Raw genomic sequence first — 17440 nt, forward strand, 5'->3', positions numbered from 1 at the left:
GCCGCATGCTGAAACAAAAGGCAAGCAATTGCTGAAATTTTAGGCATTAAAAAGAGGGCTCAAAAGCCCTCTGATGTTGTTGTGGCCGTAAAGGAACTGGCTTATCGCGCAGCGTTGGCGTCTGCCACCGTGAGAGCCGTCATGTTGACGATCCGGCGCACCGTGGCAGTCGGTGTCAGGATATGCATCGGCTTGTTGGCGCCCAGCAGCACCGGGCCAATGGCAATGTTGCCACCGGCGGCGGTCTTGAGCAGGTTGTAGGAAATATTGGCGGCGTCGATATTGGGCAGCACCAGCAGATTGGCTTCGCCATTCAGACTGCTGTTGGGCATGATGAGCCTGCGGGCTTTGGCGTCGAGTGCGACGTCGCCATGCATTTCGCCATCAACTTCCAGCCACGGCGTCTGTTCGCGCAGCAGCTCCAGCGTGCGGCGCATCTTCAGCGCGCTCGGGTGGTTGGACGAACCGAAATTCGAATGCGACAGCAAGGCCGCCTTGGGCTTGATGCCGAAACGCATCATTTCCTCGGCGGCCATGGTGGTGATTTCCGCCAGCTGCTCCGCCGTCGGGTCGTAGTTCACGTGGGTGTCGAGCAAAAACACCTGACGGCCCGGCAGCATCAGCCCGTTCATGCAGGCATAGGTGTTGACGCCCTGGCGCTTGCCGATTACCTGGTCCAGATAGGCCAGGTGGTGCGCCGTGGTACCCCAGGTGCCGCAGATCAGGCCATCGACATCGCCCTTGAGCAGCAGCATGCCGGCAATCAGGGTGAGCCTGCGGCGCATTTCGATCTTGGCCATCTGCACCGTCACGCCACTGCGCTCGGTCATGCGGTGGTAGGTCTGCCAGAAGTCGCGGTAGCGGTGGTCTTGCTCGACATTGACAACGTCGTAATCCAGCTCTTCCTTCAGGCGCAGGCCAAACTTCTCGATGCGCTGGGCAATGATCGCCGGGCGGCCAATCAGCGTTGGCCGGGCCACACCTTCATCGACCACGATCTGGCAGGCGCGCAGGACCTTTTCTTCTTCACCTTCGGCATAGGCGATGCGTTTGCGGGCGGCTGCCTTGGCAGCAGTAAAAATCGGCTTCATGATCGTGCCGGAGGCATAGACAAAGCTCTGCAGCCGTTCGCGGTACAGGTTCATGTCCTGAATCGGGCGCAAAGCCACGCCGCTGTCGGCCGCCGCTTTTGCCACCGCAGGCGCAATCTTCATCATCAGGCGCGGATCGAAGGGCTTGGGAATCAGGTATTCCGGGCCGAACGACAGCTTTTCACCGACATAGGCGGCCGCCACCACTTCGCTTTGCTCGGCTTGCGCGAGTTCTGCAATGGCATGGACAGCGGCGATTTCCATCTCGATGGTGATGGTCGAGGCACCTGCGTCGAGCGCACCGCGAAAGATATACGGGAAGCACAGGACATTGTTGACCTGGTTCGGGTAATCAGTGCGCCCGGTGGCGATGATGGCGTCATCGCGCACGGACTTGACGTCTTCGGGTGATATCTCCGGATTCGGATTGGCGAGTGCAAAGATGATGGGCCGCGCCGCCATCTTCGCGACCATGTCTTTTTTCAGCACGCCGCCCGCCGACAGGCCCAGGAAAATGTCGGCGCCTTCGATGATCTCGCCCAGTGTGCGCGCCGCCGTGGGCTGTGCAAACTGGATTTTGTCCTCGTCCATCAGCTCGGTCCGGCCTTCGTACACCACGCCGGCCAGGTCGGTGACATAGACGTTTTCACGCGGAATGCCGAGCTTGAGCAGCAGGCCCAGGCAGGCCAGCGCGGCTGCCCCGGCGCCGGACGTCACCAGCTTGACTGTTTTCGGGTCCTTGCCGGCCACTTTCATGGCGTTGAGCATGGCTGCGCCGACGGTGATGGCGGTGCCGTGCTGGTCGTCGTGGAACACCGGAATCTTCATGCGCTTGCGCAACTCGCGCTCGACATAAAAGCAGTCGGGCGCCTTGATGTCTTCGAGGTTGATGGCGCCAAAGGTGGGTTCGAGCGAAGCAATGATCTCGACCAGCTTGACCGGGTCCTTTTCGTCGATCTCGATGTCGAACACATCAACGCCAGCGAACTTCTTGAACAGCACGGCTTTGCCCTCCATCACCGGCTTGGACGCCAGAGGGCCGATGTCGCCCAGGCCCAGCACGGCCGTGCCGTTGGTGATCACGGCGACCAGGTTGCCCCGGCTGGTGTACTTGAAGGCGGCGTTCGGGTCCTTGACGATTTCCTCGCAGGGCGCGGCGACACCCGGCGAATAAGCCAGCGCCAAGTCGTGCTGGTTGGTCAGCTGCTTGGTGGCGCTTATGGCGATCTTGCCGGGCGTGGGGAACTCGTGGTACTCAAGCGCGGCACGGCGCAATTCAGCGCGCTTTTCGTTACGCTCGTTTTCAAGATCGTGGGGCGTCGCAGCAGATGGTATGGACATCGATAAGTCTCCAGCTAGGACGGTCAGTGCGGCCGTCAGCTCTTTTTTGTACGGTTTTCGATTGTAGGCCGCACAAATTACGGAGCCCGTGTGGAAAACCGCATTCCAGGGCGGAGTGCTTTTGACTTATTCACACAGATCAGCGTTTTTAAGGATCGGCACCACTTCCTGCTCCAGATGCCCAAAATAAAAGGGTTAACCCGCATTCTGTTCGGGTTGTACCTTGCGTAAAATTGGTTGCACTTACTTTGCAACAAAGGTGCAACCCATGTCTACAGTCACGCTCGGCCTCAAAGTTGACGAAACGCTCCGAGACCGCATCCGGGAGGCCGCAGCCCAGCAGGGCAGGGCGCCGCACTGGCTCATCAAGCAAGCGGTTTTGCAGTATGTTGAAAGCCTGGAGCGGGGTTTGTCGCCACTCGGTGCAACCCCGGGGGCAACCGGTCTCGCCGAGCTGGCTGAATCTGAAGAGGCGGACGATCCGGCGCTGGTGGCCAGCGTGGGGCATCCTGCGCCGCCTTTCCTTGACTGGGCGCAAAACGTGTTGCCGCAGACCGACCTGCGCGCCGCGATCACCGCCGCCTGGCACCGGCCCGAGGAAGAATGCCTGCCGCTGCTGGTGCAACTGGCGCATGCCGCTGATGCGACGCAACGCACCGCCATTGAAACGCTCGCCACCCGTTTGGTGGAAGGTTTGCGCGGCAGACAAGACACCGGCGGCGTCGAAGCGCTGGTGCAGGAGTTTTCGCTCTCCAGCCAGGAAGGCGTGGCGCTGATGTGCCTGGCCGAAGCGCTGCTGCGCATTCCCGACAATGCCACCCGCGACGCGCTGATTCGCGACAAGATCAGCCGCGGCGACTGGCATGCGCACCTGGGCAACTCGCCGTCGATGTTTGTCAATGCCGCCGTTTGGGGCCTGATGCTGACCGGCAAGCTGACCTCGACCAGCAGCGAGAAAAGCCTGGCCTCGTCGCTGACCCGGCTGATCGGCAAGGGCGGCGAGCCGCTGATCCGCCAGGGCGTGCACCGCGCCATGAAGCTCATGGGCGAGCAGTTCGTGACCGGCCAGACCATTTCCGAAGCGCTGGCCAACAGCCGGTCGCTGGAAAAAGCCGGCTTTCGCTATTCCTACGACATGCTGGGCGAAGCCGCCATCACCGAACAGGACGCCGAGCGCTACCTGGCGTCTTACGAGCAGGCGATCCATGCCATCGGCAAGGCCTCGCACGGGCGCGGCATCCATGAAGGGCCGGGCATATCGGTCAAGCTGTCGGCGCTGCACCCGCGCTACAGCCGGGCCCAGCGCGACCGCGTGATGGGCGAGTTGCTGCCGCGCCTGCTTCAACTGGCGTTGCTGGCGCGCCAGTACGACATCGGCCTGAACATCGACGCCGAAGAGGCCGACCGGCTGGAGTTGTCGCTCGACCTGCTGGAAAGCCTGTGCTTCGAGCCGGCACTCAAGGGCTGGAACGGCATTGGTTTTGTGGTGCAGGCGTATTTGAAGCGCTGCCCCTACGTGATCGACCATCTGATTGACCTGGGCCGCCGGAGCAGCCACCGGCTGATGATCCGGCTGGTCAAGGGCGCCTACTGGGACAGCGAAATCAAGCGCGCCCAGCTCGATGGCCTGGACGGCTACCCGGTGTACACGCGCAAGGTGCACACCGACGTGTCTTACCTGGCCTGCGCGCGCAAGCTGTTGGCCGCGCCCGACGCGGTCTATCCGCAGTTTGCCACCCACAACGCGCAGACCGTTGCAAGCATCTACCACATGGCCGGCAACAACTACTACAGCGGCCAGTACGAATTCCAGTGCCTGCACGGCATGGGCGAGCCGCTGTACGACCAGGTCACGGGCAGCGTGGCCGACGGCAAGCTGGCGCGGCCGTGCCGCATTTACGCCCCGGTCGGCACGCACGAAACCTTGCTGGCCTACCTGGTGCGCCGCTTGCTGGAAAACGGCGCCAACACCTCGTTTGTCAACCGCATTGGCGACGCCAATGTGCCGGTGGCCGAACTGGTGGTGGACCCGGTGGCCGAAGTGCGGCAGATCGAGCGTGACACCGGCCATCTGGGCGCGCCGCACCCGAAGATTCCGCTGCCGCGCCAGATGTTTGCCGACCTGGGCGCGCAGTCGCGGCTGAACTCGTCGGGCCTGAATTTGGCAAACGAGCAGCAACTCGCATCGCTCTCTGCCGGCCTGTTGCGCAGCACACAAGGCATTTATACCGCTTGCGCAGGTGGTACGGGCGTGAGCAGCTTCTCTATTAATAGCGCTGCTGCCGACGGCTGGCAGCCGGTGCTGAACCCGGCCGACACCCGCGACCAGGTTGGCTGGGTGCGCCCCGCCACGTCGCAGGATGTCGAGCAAGCGGTCAGCCGCGCTGCCCGTGCCGCGCAAATCTGGCATGGCACGCCGCCGCAAGAACGCGCTGCTTGCCTGACACGCGCCGCCGACGTGCTGGAGCAGCGTACGCAAAGCGTGCTCGGTCTGATCGTGCGCGAAGCCGGCAAGTCCCTGCCCAACGCGATCGCCGAAGTGCGCGAGGCGGTGGATTTCCTGCGTTACTACGCCGCCCAGGTGGCCGCCACCTTTGACAACGACACGCACCGCCCGCTGGGCGTGGTGCTGTGCATCAGCCCGTGGAACTTCCCGCTGGCGATTTTTGCCGGCCAGGTCGCCGCTGCGCTGGCCAGTGGCAACTGCGCGCTGGCCAAACCGGCCGAGCAGACGCCGCTGGTGGCCGATGTGATGGTCAGGATCCTGCATGAAGCCGGCGTGCCGGTCGATGCCGTGCAACTGGTGCCCGGCACCGGCGACACCGTCGGCGCCGCGCTGGTGGCGCACCGCCAGGTGGCAGGCGTGATGTTCACCGGCTCGACCGAGGTGTCACGGCTGATTGCGCAGACGCTGGCCAAACGCCTGAGCCCGCAGGGCCACCCGATTGCGCTGATCGCCGAAACCGGCGGTCAGAACGCGCTGGTGGCCGACTCGTCCGCGCTGGCCGAGCAACTGGTGGACGACGTGCTGTCGTCGGCGTTCGATTCCGCCGGCCAGCGCTGTTCGGCATTGCGCCTGCTGTGCCTGCAGGAAGACGGCGCCGAGCGCGTGGTGGACATGGTCAAGCACGCCATGCGCGAATGGGTCATGGGCAACCCCGACCGCATGCACACCGACGTGGGCCCGGTGATTGACGAAGACGCCCGCGCCCAGATCGAGCAGCACATTGCGCAGATGCAGGCCGAAGGCCAGCGCGTCACCCGCATGGGGCGCGACGAAAGTGCGGCCCAGGGCCATTTCGTGATGCCCGCGCTGATCGAGATCGACAGCATCGAGCGCTTGAAGCGCGAAGTCTTCGGCCCGGTGCTGCATGTGCTGCGTTACCGCCGCGACCAACTGGGCAAGGTGCTCGATGCGCTGAACGCCACCGGCTATGGCCTGACTTTCGGCGTGCACAGCCGCATCGACGAAACCATTGCCCAGGTGACGCAAAAAGTGCAGGCTGGCAACATCTACGTCAACCGCAACGTGATTGGCGCGGTGGTCGGCGTGCAGCCCTTTGGCGGCATGGGGCTTTCCGGCACCGGCCCCAAGGCGGGCGGCCCGCTGTACCTTTATCGCTTGCTGCAGGCCGGCCCGGCGCAGGGCAACCAGGCGCTGGCCATGCTGCCGGCGATGCCGGTGAGCCGCGGCGCAGCGCCGGTTGCCGTGCCAAAACCGGCCGACCTGCCTGCCTTGCGGGCCTTGCAAATCCTGGGCGAAGCGCTGAAAGGCCCGGTATTTTTAGCGCTCGACGGCTGGCAGACCAGCGGTGACGCGGCCCGTGCCGAAACCGCCTGCAACGCTTACCGCGCCAGCAGTGTGCTGGGCCAGTGGTTCACCTTGCCCGGCCCGACCGGGGAGTCAAACCGTTACCGGCTGCTGCCGCGCGGCGCCGTCTGGGCCGTGCCGCAAACCGCGCTTGGCCTGGTGCAGCAGGTCGCCGCCGCACTGGCCAGCGGCAACCCGTGCTGGCTGGAAACACCTGCGGCGCACAGCCCGGTGGCGCTGGCGTTGGCCGCGCTGCCGGCCGAGGTGAAGGCTTTTGTCCAAACCCGAAGCGCCGGGAAATTGATGGGTGAAACGCAGCTGAGCGCGATGCTGTTCGAGGGCGACGGCGATGCTTTGCAGGCCTTGTTGCCGCGCATTGCCGAGCACCCTGGCGCCATCGTGCGGGTTGAAAACCTGACGTCGGCGCAACTGGCCGCCGGCGCCGTGTACGACGTGAGCGCGCTGATGCACGAGCAAAGCATCAGCACCAACACGGCCGCCGCCGGCGGCAACGCGCAACTCATGACCATGGGCTGAGCGTCAACTTTTTCTTCGTCCGGTCACCTTTCCCCTCGACGGCCGCCCTGACATCCCGGGGCGAGCCGGCGCTATCTGCCTGACGGCAGGGACCGCGCTTATCTTTTGATTCATCACATCCTACTTTGAGGAGACACCCATGAACTTCACGGATCCCACCGTCATCACCTTCGGCATCTACCTGATTGGCATGCTGTTCATCGGCTTTCTGGGCTACCGCGCCACCGACAACCTCGACGACTACATTCTGGGCGGCCGCAGCCTGGGCAGCTTTGTCACCGCGCTGTCGGCCGGCGCTTCTGATATGAGCGGCTGGCTGCTGCTGGGCTTGCCGGGCGCGATTTATCTGTCGGGCCTGAGCGAAGCCTGGATTGGCGTCGGCCTGATCATGGGCGCCTACCTGAACTGGCGATTCGTGGCGGCGCGGCTGCGGCTCTACACCGAGCGCGCCGGCAATGCGCTGACGCTGCCCGACTATTTTGCCAACCGTTTCGAGGACAAGGCCAACCTGCTGCGTATTTTGACGACTGTGGTGATTCTGGTGTTCTTCACCGTGTACTGCGCTTCGGGCGTGGTCGCCGGCGCCAGATTGTTCGAAAACATGTTCGGCCTGCCTTACCAGACTGCGCTGTGGGTGGGCGCTGCCTGCACCATCGCCTATGTGTTTATCGGCGGCTTTCTGGCCGTGAGCTGGACCGACACCATTCAGGCGTCCTTGATGATCACCGCGCTGATCGTGGCGCCGGTTGTGGCCTACCTTGCCGTCACCGGCGGCCTGCAGCCCACGCAAACGATTGCCGACCTGGTGGAGCCGGCCAGGCTGGACATGATGCAGGGCGCTTCATTCGTCGGCATCGTGTCGCTGCTGGCCTGGGGGCTGGGCTACTTTGGCCAGCCGCACATCCTGGTGCGCTTCATGGCCGCTGAATCGGTGGCGACCATTCCGGCCGCGCGCCGCATCAGCATGACCTGGATGATCCTGTGCCTGTTCGGTGCAGTGGCGGTCGGCTTCATCGGCATTCCCTACTTCCTGGCGCATCCCGAAGGCGCTGCAGCCGTCAACGCCAATTCCGAAACCGTGTTCATCGAGCTGGCCAAGCAACTGTTCAACCCGTGGATCGCCGGTGTGCTGCTGGCCGCCATCCTGGGCGCCGTGATGAGCACGCTGTCGTGCCAGTTGCTGGTCTGCTCCAGCGCGCTGACCGAAGACATCTACCGCACCTTTTTGCGCAAGAGCGCCGGCCAGACCGAACTGGTGTGGGTCGGCCGGGCCATGGTGATGGCCATTGCGCTGGTCGCCATCGGCATTGCCAGCGACCCCGAAGCCAAGGTGCTGGGCATGGTCAGCTACGCCTGGGCGGGTTTTGGCGCGGCCTTTGGCCCGGTGATCATCCTGTCGCTGTTCTGGTCACACATGACGCGCAACGGCGCACTGGCCGGCATCGTGGTGGGCGCGGTGACGGTGCTGGTCTGGAAGCAGGGCGGCTGGTTCGGCCTGTATGAAATCGTTCCCGGTTTCATCCTGGCCTGGCTGGTCACCGTGGTGGTCAGCCGCATGGGCCAGCCTTCGGCCACCATGCTGAAAAGCCACCAGGCGGTGGAAACCGAACTGGGCACGGTCCAGGCCTGAGGCCTGTCGCGCGCCGGCGCGGGCTACAAGACCACGCGTTTTGATTCGGCCATGCGCTGCGCGGTGCGGCTGCCCGACAGCACAAAGCCGCGCTGCACACCGGCCTCGTCCAGCCACTGCCAGAGGCCGGCTTCCGGTGCATGCCACTGGCCGGCTGTTCCGGGGCTGGGCGGGGCTGCCACCAACGGCAATGCCGGTGTCTTGACGGACACCGGCATCAGTGCAAACACCGCGTCGCTCGGCGTTCCGGCCAGCGTGGCCGCCAGCGCCCGGGCCGCCGTCATGATGGGCATGACATAGGGCAGGGTGACCCCATGCGCATACTGCGCGCAGTCGCCCAGCGCATGAACGTGCGCCGCGCTGGTCCGGAGCTGGCGGTTCACCATGATGCCGCGCTCGACGGCCAGCCCAGCAGCCTGCGCCAGGCGCGTGTCCGCTCTCAAACCAATAGCGCTCAACACACAGTCAGCCTGCGCCAGCAGCCCATTTGACAATAAAACCTGCAAATTTTCCGCATTCTGGGTCGCGTCAACGCGGCGCACGGTGGTGCCGAAGTGAAACGTCACCCCCAGCGCTTCCAGGGCCTGGCGCAACTCGGCGCTGGCCGCTTCGGGCAGCAGGGCGGCCAGCGGGCGCAGGCCCGGGTCCACCACGCTGACGCAAAAACCGGCACTGGCCAGGTCATTGGCAAACTCGCAGCCGATCAGGCCCGCGCCCATGATCAGCACCGGGCGACCGCTGCCGGCTTGCAACTGCGCATGCAGCACTGCGAAGTCGTCCAGCGAATTGACGCTGAGCACCCGGTCTGCCGCATCGCCCTCGACCGGCACGCGAATCGGCTGCGCGCCGGTGGCCAGCACCAGGTCACGAAAGGCAATGCTGCCTGCGGGGGTCATGACCGACTGCGCTGCAGTGTCGAGCGCCTGGACGCGGGTGTGGGCCAGCAAGGTGACGCCCAGTGTCTCGGCCATCCTGGCGGCTGGCGTGCTGACGAGCTGGGCCGGCAACCGGCCTTGCGCAAAGGCGTTGGACAGCGACGGCTTGGCGTAGAAGTCCCCACTGTCGCCGGTGATCAAGGTCACCGGCGTGGTGCTGTCGAGTTTGCGGAACTCGCGCACCGTGGTCCAGCCGGCCAGACCCGCGCCAATGACAACTACGGTATTTGTCATGCCGCAGCGCCTGCCGGCGCCGACGTGGCCTTGGCTTTGCCGCCCCAGCGCTGCCAGGCTTTTTCATGGAAGAAAAAGGCAAACGCCTGCACCGTCGGCTCCAGCAGGCTGAGTGTCAGCGACAGCAGAAAGTTGCCGGTCACTGCATAGGCCACCAGCGCCGCCACCGTGACGTGCACCACGTAATAGGTGGCGGTTTTCTTCAGTGTGGGCAAATTGTCACGGGCAAATTTGGGCATGGGGAAACTCCTTCAAGGCAATCAAAAAACAGAAATGCAGGTTGTCAGTTAAATCTCGACCGCTTCAAACTCGGCCTTGGCCACACCGCAATCCGGGCAAATCCAGCTCTCTGGCACATCGGCCCAGCGCGTGCCCGGGGCAATACCGTCTTCGGGTAAGCCTGCGGCTTCGTCATAGATGAAACCGCAAATGAGGCAGAGGTAGGTCTTCATGTGAATTCTTTCAGTTCTATCGGTGAAAAAGACTGTTTGCGCAACATTGACAAGCTTATTATGCTATTAATAACATAGCTAAACACATGGCGCGACCTGTGCACCAGTGGCACCTTTTCCGGACTTCGGCAAGAGTGTGAAAGCCGGGGTACTTTTCGCAAAAGTCTCAGGTCTTGCCGTTAAAGCGCAGTGTGCCCATCGTAAAACGTCCTCTTGCAATAGAATTAATTTAATTAATATAGATTAATGATATTTAAAAACTATCAATCTGACCATTTGTTTTTGTCTAAGCAGGCGATAGGCAGAGCGTGCACCTTTAACGCGTTGATTGAGAAGTCATGGTTGTTCCGTCTTGAAATCAGCACACGCTGCAACGGCCAAAACAATGCAGGGACTTGCCGGATTGACCTGCAAACCGAATCAGTCCGCGCTCTCGGCACCGGGGGGCGTGCCGGGTCAGCTTGCGAGTCGCGCTGCACAGGTCGGCAATCGCATCGGCCGCGGGCCGTGTGTCTGGTGCGCTTTTCGGGCTGACAGGGTGCTGGCTCTGTGCCAGCCGCCGCAATACGGCTTTTTTTTCTGCAGCCCCCGCAGGCGGGTCCACAGGGCTGCGTCGGACATTGTTTCCTGTTGATCAGCCAGGCTGCGCCTGCTGAACGCATGGCCGGTATGGCAGCGGTAGCGTACCTGGCGCCTGTCGTCCGTCTCGAACAGCAAGCCGCCGCAATCGGGGCAGGTAAAGGGCGAGGGGCTGGCGGTGGCCTGGAGGTTTTCCATGCCACTGATCCCCAGGCTGATCGGACAAAGGCCATGGCCAGTACGCTCAAACCAAAGGCCAGCGACACCCCGGTCAGGCCGATGCCCACGCCCGGAAAGGCTGCCGCGATCACGGCGCTGCCGCAACCCCCGAGCACCAGCCAGAAAGTGCCGAAGAACTCGGCGGCAAGTCGATTGGACAAGGGAATTTTTTCTCTCCCGAAGTTCGAAGGTGCTGGCATATTGCGCAGGTGGCCGGCGCGTGCCGGTATGCCGGAAAAAAAAGAATACCGCCTTTGCCTTTTCGGGCGCAAGCGGTTCAGGGTGAACGCAATGGCGCCCACGCAACGCAAGATGACCCTGTTGCGGCGCGGCCAGCGGCTCCAGATCGGGGTGTTCCCCTCTGTCAACACCGGCAAGGCAAGGCTGAGAAAGCGGCGACCGACATTACAAATCAATGGCTTTAATACCGCATTTTTTGGGTTGATGGTTACCTGACGTCCGGCTTTTCGGCGGGGCAGGCCGGACGGAAAAAACACTTTCAGCCGTGCTTTTAAAGCCTGGGCGTGGCCCGCCCGCCAATGGCGCGTGTTTTCCTGAGCGCCATGGCCTGAACGCCGTCTTGAAGAAACATGCCGACTGGCGCAAAATGCGCCAATCAGGAGATTTTTCATGGCTTCACCTTCCATCGGTTTTTCATCTGTCAAACTTCCCGCCGCCCTGGTGCAGCAAGCCCGCGAAGCCGCCCAGCCGCTGCGGCGCTCGGTCGCCGGCCAGGTTGAATACTGGGCCACGCTGGGCCGCATCGTCGAGCATTCGGGCTTGACGGCGCAGGAGGCGCAGGCGGCTATCGAGGGCTATGAGGCGGCGGCCAAAGCAGTTCGCCAAAAAATACCCGATTCGCTGGAGGCACTCAAGCTTCGCGTTCTCGCCGCCAGCAACAGCGGGGTCTTGCAGGCGAATATCCGGACGTTGGTTGAAGACAACCGCCAGCTGGCCGCCGCGCTGCGCGCAGCTGCTTGAGTCCGCCCATTTTTCACCTTCTGGCCGGACCGAACGGCGCAGGCAAATCCACGCTTTAACGCGCCTTGGTGGCCAGCGGCACCATTGAAAACCATCTGGAATTCGTCAATGCCGACCTGTACGAAAGGGACTGTTTGCAGCATGTCCCTGACCTGCAAAAGCGTTCCGAAGCGGCGCGTGAATGGGCTGACACACGGCGGGAGACATTGCTCGATGCCCGGGCCGGTTTTGTCAGCGAAACCGTTTTTTCGCACGAATCAAAGCTTGACCTGATCCGCCATGCGCAGTCGCTGGGCTATCAGGTGGTTCTGTATGTGGTGGCCCTGGACGATCCGCAGCGGCTGGTGGCCCGCGTCAGCCAGCGTGTCAGGGAAGGCGGCCACAACGTTCCGGCCAGCCGCATCTTGGGGCGTTATCCGCGCACCATGGCCTATCTTGGGCAGGCAGTGCGTCTCGCCGATCTGGCCTTTCTCTACGATGCGGTCGAAGTGGAGCTGGGCGCGCACCGATTGGTGGCGCTGTGCGAGAAGGCGCTGACGACTGTGCTGGCGGACGAGTTGCCGCTCTGGGCGGCGGCGATGCTGGCGGCGAAGTAAGCTTTTTACCTGTCGCGGCCTTGAAACGCGCTACACCTGCCCGCCCTCAAGCCGCCACGAACCGCCCGCGCAAATACGCAATGATCTTGTCCGAGTCGTAAAGCCACTCGCTTTTGCCGGCCTTGTCGGTGATCTTCAGGCAGGGCACCTTGGCCTGGCCGCCGCCCTGGAGCAAGGCCTGCCGGTCGGGGCCGGCGGGCTGCGCGTCGATGCGCTGGATGTTCAGCGACAGGCGGCTCATTTCCTGCCGGACCTTGCTGCAAAACGGGCAGGTCTTGTACTGGTACAGCGTCAGCGACTTGCATTGCCGGTTGACCTTGTCCTGCGCGGCCTGGATGCGCACCACGCCCCGGGGCCGGGTGAGCGTTTCCTTGAGCACCACCACCGGGCCCAGGACGACGCGCACGGTTTTAAAGAAGAATCGGATAAAAGTTTTCATGGCTGATTTTAGGGCGTGCGTCGCCACGGCCCGGCGGCAGGCGCAGGTCAGCCGCGCATCAAGGCCTCGATCTCGTCGGCCTTCACCGGAACGCCGCGCGTCATCAGCTCGCAGCCTTTGGCGGTGACCAGCGCATCGTCCTCGATGCGGATGCCGATGTCCCAGAATTTCTTCGGCACGCCCTTGGCCGGGCGCACGTACAGGCCGGGCTCGATGGTCAGCACCATGCCGGGTTTCAGGATGCGAGACGGCTTGCGCATGACCATCTGGCCCAAGGCGTCTTTCTCGGGCTGCGGCTGGCTGCCGGGCTCGGTGTAGTCGCCGCAGTCGTGCACGTCCATGCCCATCCAGTGGCCGGTGCGGTGCATGTAGAACTGGCGGTAGGCGCCCGATTCGAGCACGTCATCGACGCTGCCGTGCTTGGCCCTGGCCAGCAGGCCGGTGTCCAGCATGCCTTCGATGAGCACCCGCGTGGCGGCGTTGTGCGGGTCGATGAAACGGTTGCCCGGCCGCGTGGCGGCTATGGCCGCTTCCTGCGAGGCCTGCACGATGTCGTAAAGAATGCGCTGCGCCGGGGTGAATTTGCCATCGGCCGGAAAGGTGCGCGTGATGTCGCTGGCGTAGCCTTCGAGCTCGCAGCCGGCGTCGATCAGGCACAGCTGGTCGGGTATGAGTTCGGCGTTGCCGGCGCGGTAATGCAGCACGCAGGCGTTGGCACCGGCGGCGACGATGCTGGTGTAGGCCGGGAATTCGGAGCCGTGGCGGCGGAACTCGTGCAGCAGTTCGGCTTCGAGGTGGTATTCGCGCAGTCCGCCTGGCACGCCATTTTTACCGGCGCGCAGCATCGCCGCCGAGGTCTGCATGGCGCGCACATGGGCACCGGCCGAGATGGCACCGGCGCGCCGCAAAATGGCGATTTCATGCGCGTCCTTGACCAGCCGCATTTCGTCGAGCAATTTGCATAAATCGTGCTGGCTTTGCGGGCATTCGGCGCCAAAGCGCACACGGGCGCGCACCTTGTTCAGCCACCCATCGACCGTTGTTTCCAGTCCCTTGTGGGTGGCGAAGGGAAACCACACGGCGTTCTGGTTCGCCAGCAGCTCGGGCATTTTCTCGTCGAGCATGTCCGCGCTGAAAGCCGCTTCGACACCGAGTTGCGCAGGCGCCGCTTCAGGGCCGAGGCGAATGCCGTCCCAGATTTCACGCTCCAGATCCTTGGGCCGGCAAAACAATGTGCTCTTGATGGTTTTGCCGCTGGCTTCGATCACCAGCCAGGCGCCCGGCTCGCTGAAGCCGGTGAGGTAGTAAAAATAGCTGTCGTGGCGGTAGGGAAAGTCACTGTCGCGGTTGCGCGGCATCTCGGGCGCCGTCGGCAGCACGGCGACGCCGCCGCCGGCCTTGATCAGGGCGCGGCCAATGGCAGCGCGGCGTTTGGCAAAGACAGCAGAAGGGTTCAACAGGGTGCTCATGGGGGAGGATGCTTTCAGTTCGGGAAATTTTGATTCAGTTCGGCCAGTCGCTCGGGTGTGCCGACATCGGTCCAGGCGCCCAGGTACAGCTCGGCGCTGACTTGCTGGCGGTCCATGGCCTCGCGCAGCAGCGGCGCCAATGCGACCGCCAAGCCTGGCGAATTGCCGAAGGGCAGGGCGTCGAACAACTCGCGCCGGTACAGGCCGATGGTGCTGTAGGTGTATCGCGGCGCGGCATCGCCGGCCGGCAGGTTGCGCGCCAGGCCGCCTGCGCCCAAGCCAAAATCGCCGTGCGGGTTGTGCGGCGGATTGGGCACCAGCCACAGGTGGGCGAGCTTGCCGCCGGCCACAAAGCGGCTGACGGCTTCGGGCGAGAATTCAAAACCGGGCACGAACACATCGGCGGCCAGCAGCCAGAACACGTCGCCCAGCAGCGGCAGCGCCCGCGCAATGCCACCAGCGGTTTCCAGCGCGTAGCCAAAATCATCGCCTTCGTGCGAGTATGAAAATGATAGCTGCTCGTTCCCGCCGGTAGTGCGCAAAAGGTCTAAATGGCTTGAAATTTGTTCGCCCAGCCAGGCGGTGTTGACGACCAGTTCGTGAAAACCGCCGCGTGCCAGCGCCAGCACATGCCAGTCGATCAGCGCCTGGCCGTGCACCTTGAGCAGCGGCTTCGGGCAGTCGTCGGTCAGCGGGCGCATGCGCTCGCCGCGCCCGGCAGCCAGGATCATGGCCGGGATCGGCGGGCTCATCTGCACCGCCCAAACAGCCGGTGAACGCGGCAGAAAAAAAGGCTGGCGCAGAAGGGTTTGGTTTGCATAAGCACGACTTTAGGGCATTTGCCGCCGCCGCTGTTTCGGCGCTGCACAAAGCAGCGACAAGAGGCAGTCAGCGCATCGGCCGTTAAAATGCCGGATTACCTTGACGATCGAACTTTCCGGAGCTTAGCCTGATGGCCAAAAACGAAATGATGGCGAATGCGATACGCGCACTTGCAATGGACGCGGTGCAACAAGCCAACTCCGGTCACCCCGGCGCGCCCATGGGCATGGCCGACATGGCGGTCGCGCTCTGGGGCGACCACCTCAGGCACAACCCGGCCAACCCGCACTGGATGAACCGCGACCGCTTCGTGCTGAGCAACGGCCATGCGTCGATGCTGATCTATTCAGTGCTGCACCTGACCGGCTACCAGTTGCCCATCGAAGAGCTGAAGAACTTCCGCCAGTTCGGCTCCAAGACCCCCGGCCACCCCGAAGTGGACGTGACGCCAGGCATCGAGACCACCACCGGCCCGCTCGGCCAGGGCCTGACCAACGCCGTCGGCATGGCACTGGCTGAAAAGCTGCTGGCCAGCGAATTCAACCGCGTCAGCGGCAAAACCGACCACACCATCGTTGACCACCACACCTATGTGTTCCTGGGCGACGGTTGCCTGATGGAAGGCATCAGCCATGAAGCCATCGCGCTGGCTGGCGCCTGGAAGCTGAACAAGCTGGTTGCGCTGTACGACGACAACGGAATTTCCATCGACGGCCAGGTCGCGCCCTGGTTCATCGACAACACGCCGATGCGCTTTGCCGCCTGCGGCTGGAACGTGATCGACGTGGTGGACGGCCATGACGCCACCGCCGTGTCGGCCGCCATTGCCGGCGCCAAAAGCAGCCTGGACAAGCCAACGCTGATCGTCTGCAAGACGCACATCGGCAAAGGCTCGCCCAACCGCGCCAACACCTCCAAAGCCCACGGCGAGCCGCTGGGCGCCGAGGAAATCGGCCTCACGCGCACCGCCATCAACTGGCCGCACACCGCCTTCGACCTGCCCAAGGAAACCTACGCGGCCTGGGACGCCAAGGTCAAGGGCGCCAAGGCCGAGGCCGCCTGGGACAAGAAGTTTGCCGCCTACACCAAGGCCCATCCCGAGCTGGCGGCTGAATTCGTTCGTCGCATGAAAGGCGAGTTGCCGAAAAGCTTCTCGCAACTGGCCGTCGACACCGTTGTAAGCGCGCACACCAGGGCCGAAAACGTGGCGTCGCGCAAGGCGTCGCAACTGGCCCTCGAATCGTTCACCGCCGGCCTGCCCGAACTGCTGGGCGGCTCGGCCGACCTGACCGGCTCCAACCTGACCAACACCAAGGCCACGCCTGCGCTGCGCTTTGACGCCAGCGGCGAGGTGGTGAAAACCGAAGCGGCCAACGGCAGCCTGGTCGGCGGGCGCCACATCAACTACGGCGTGCGCGAATTCGGCATGGCGGCGGTCATGAACGGCGTGGCGCTGCATGGCGGCTTCATTCCCTACGGCGGCACGTTTTTGACGTTCAGCGACTACTCGCGCAACGCCATCCGCATGGCTGCGCTGATGAAATTGCGCGTCATTCACGTCTTCACCCATGACTCCATCGGCCTGGGCGAAGACGGCCCGACGCACCAGTCGATCGAGCACGCCGCCAGCCTGCGGCTGATTCCCAACCTCGACGTCTGGCGTCCGGGCGATACCGCCGAGACCGCTGTGGCCTGGGCCGTGGCGCTGGAAAACAAGAGCCGTCCAACAGCCTTGCTGCTGAGCCGCCAGAACCTGCCCTACGCGCCGAAAGACGATGTCGGCCAGATCAGCAAGGGCGCCTACGTGCTCGCCGAGCCGGCAGAAGTCGGCCTGAACAAAAAGGCCCAGGCCGTCATCATCGCCACCGGCTCCGAAGTGCAGCTGGCGCTGAAGGCGCAGGAACTGCTTGCGGCGCAAAAAATTGCCGTGCGCGTCGTGTCCATGCCGAGCAACACGACGTTTGACCGCCAGGACGCCGCCTACAAGTCGAAAATCCTGCCCGAAGGCATTCCCCGCATCGCAGTGGAAATGGGCGTGACCGACGGCTGGTGGAAATACGGCTGCGCCGCCGTCGTCGGCATCGACACCTTTGGCGAGTCGGCGCCGGCGGGCGTGCTGTTCAAGCATTTCGGCTTCACGCCGGAAAACGTGGTGGCGACGGTACGCAAGGTGCTGCGTAAAAAGTAAGGACTGGTGCCACAAACCCGGCGCCAGGCAGGCAATCCGTTCACCCTTGACCTTGCGCAAACCACGCGGTCCGGTCTGAACGGATGATCAAAAGTTAACTACAGGAGCGAAAGAGA

Annotated in this window: 14 protein-coding genes and 1 pseudogene; 6 read left to right on the forward strand and 9 right to left on the reverse strand. The window is 63.5% G+C overall.

The genetic code is table 11. From position 1 onward, the window contains the following. Positions 1 to 101: 101 nt before the first annotated feature. The gene (locus H4V98_RS02750) at positions 102 to 2432 is read right to left on the reverse strand and encodes an NADP-dependent malic enzyme (RefSeq protein ID WP_231374615.1); all 2331 of its coding nucleotides are present in this window, start codon (positions 2430 to 2432) and stop codon (positions 102 to 104) included. Between the two features lie 268 nt (positions 2433 to 2700). Here H4V98_RS02750 and putA point away from each other — a divergent pair, with 268 nt between their 5' ends. Continuing rightward, on the forward strand, positions 2701 to 6780 hold the full coding sequence (gene putA / locus H4V98_RS02755) for a trifunctional transcriptional regulator/proline dehydrogenase/L-glutamate gamma-semialdehyde dehydrogenase (protein WP_196862530.1): 4080 nt from the start codon (positions 2701 to 2703) through the stop codon (positions 6778 to 6780). Between the two features lie 139 nt (positions 6781 to 6919). Next, positions 6920 to 8410: a sodium/proline symporter PutP gene (gene putP, locus H4V98_RS02760; protein WP_196862529.1), complete on the forward strand. Its 1491-nt coding sequence runs from the start codon at positions 6920 to 6922 to the stop codon at positions 8408 to 8410. 23 nt (positions 8411 to 8433) lie between these two features. On the opposite strand, the gene H4V98_RS02765 is transcribed toward putP, so the two are convergent. From H4V98_RS02765 to H4V98_RS02785, 5 genes and pseudogenes are all read right to left on the reverse strand, one after another. Further along, complete coding sequence (locus H4V98_RS02765; RefSeq protein WP_196862528.1) at positions 8434 to 9579, reverse strand: FAD-dependent oxidoreductase; 1146 nt, start codon at positions 9577 to 9579, stop codon at positions 8434 to 8436. Next, on the reverse strand, positions 9576 to 9818 hold the full coding sequence (locus H4V98_RS02770; protein WP_196862527.1) for a DUF2061 domain-containing protein: 243 nt from the start codon (positions 9816 to 9818) through the stop codon (positions 9576 to 9578). Before H4V98_RS02770 ends, H4V98_RS02765 begins: the two co-directional genes overlap by 4 nt. Positions 9819 to 9866: 48 nt before the next feature. Next, positions 9867 to 10031, reverse strand: coding sequence for a rubredoxin (locus H4V98_RS02775; protein ID WP_196862526.1), 165 nt, complete (start codon positions 10029 to 10031; stop codon positions 9867 to 9869). Between the two features lie 456 nt (positions 10032 to 10487). Continuing rightward, positions 10488 to 10808 (reverse strand): hypothetical protein, encoded by a 321-nt coding sequence (locus tag H4V98_RS02780; RefSeq protein ID WP_280757870.1) that lies wholly within the window; start codon positions 10806 to 10808, stop codon positions 10488 to 10490. A 26-nt stretch (positions 10809 to 10834) separates the two neighbouring features. Then, a pseudogene (locus H4V98_RS02785) lies at positions 10835 to 10996 on the reverse strand (aquaporin); the annotation flags it as partial. A 61-nt stretch (positions 10997 to 11057) separates the two neighbouring features. Between H4V98_RS02785 and H4V98_RS02790 the strand changes: the two are divergent. From H4V98_RS02790 to H4V98_RS02800, 3 genes are all read left to right on the forward strand, one after another. Further along, positions 11058 to 11285, forward strand: coding sequence for a hypothetical protein (locus tag H4V98_RS02790; protein ID WP_196862525.1), 228 nt, complete (start codon positions 11058 to 11060; stop codon positions 11283 to 11285). Between the two features lie 174 nt (positions 11286 to 11459). Continuing rightward, entirely contained in the window at positions 11460 to 11810 is a 351-nt protein-coding gene (locus tag H4V98_RS02795) for a hypothetical protein (RefSeq protein ID WP_196862524.1), read from the forward strand. A 68-nt stretch (positions 11811 to 11878) separates the two neighbouring features. Next, the gene (locus tag H4V98_RS02800; protein ID WP_280757261.1) at positions 11879 to 12406 is read left to right on the forward strand and encodes a zeta toxin family protein; all 528 of its coding nucleotides are present in this window, start codon (positions 11879 to 11881) and stop codon (positions 12404 to 12406) included. Between the two features lie 46 nt (positions 12407 to 12452). Here H4V98_RS02800 and H4V98_RS02805 read toward each other — a convergent pair whose 3' ends face one another. From H4V98_RS02805 to H4V98_RS02815, 3 genes are read right to left on the reverse strand one after another with little or no spacing between them, the layout of a single operon-like run. After that, positions 12453 to 12845 carry a glutathione S-transferase N-terminal domain-containing protein gene (locus tag H4V98_RS02805; protein ID WP_196862523.1) on the reverse strand — a complete coding sequence of 131 codons (393 nt, stop codon included), beginning with the start codon at positions 12843 to 12845 and terminating at the stop codon, positions 12453 to 12455. Positions 12846 to 12892: 47 nt separating this feature from the next. Next, the gene (locus H4V98_RS02810) at positions 12893 to 14314 is read right to left on the reverse strand and encodes an aminopeptidase P N-terminal domain-containing protein (RefSeq protein WP_196862522.1); all 1422 of its coding nucleotides are present in this window, start codon (positions 14312 to 14314) and stop codon (positions 12893 to 12895) included. Positions 14315 to 14328: 14 nt separating this feature from the next. Then, the gene (locus H4V98_RS02815; RefSeq protein WP_196862521.1) at positions 14329 to 15066 is read right to left on the reverse strand and encodes a nucleotidyltransferase family protein; all 738 of its coding nucleotides are present in this window, start codon (positions 15064 to 15066) and stop codon (positions 14329 to 14331) included. 200 nt (positions 15067 to 15266) lie between these two features. Between H4V98_RS02815 and tkt the strand changes: the two genes are divergently transcribed. Beyond that, positions 15267 to 17324: a transketolase gene (gene tkt / locus H4V98_RS02820; RefSeq protein ID WP_196862520.1), complete on the forward strand. Its 2058-nt coding sequence runs from the start codon at positions 15267 to 15269 to the stop codon at positions 17322 to 17324. The last annotated feature ends 116 nt before the right edge of the window (positions 17325 to 17440 follow it).

The sequence above is a fragment of the Polaromonas sp. CG_23.6 genome (assembly GCF_029892315.1).
GTDB lineage: Bacteria > Pseudomonadota > Gammaproteobacteria > Burkholderiales > Burkholderiaceae_C > Polaromonas.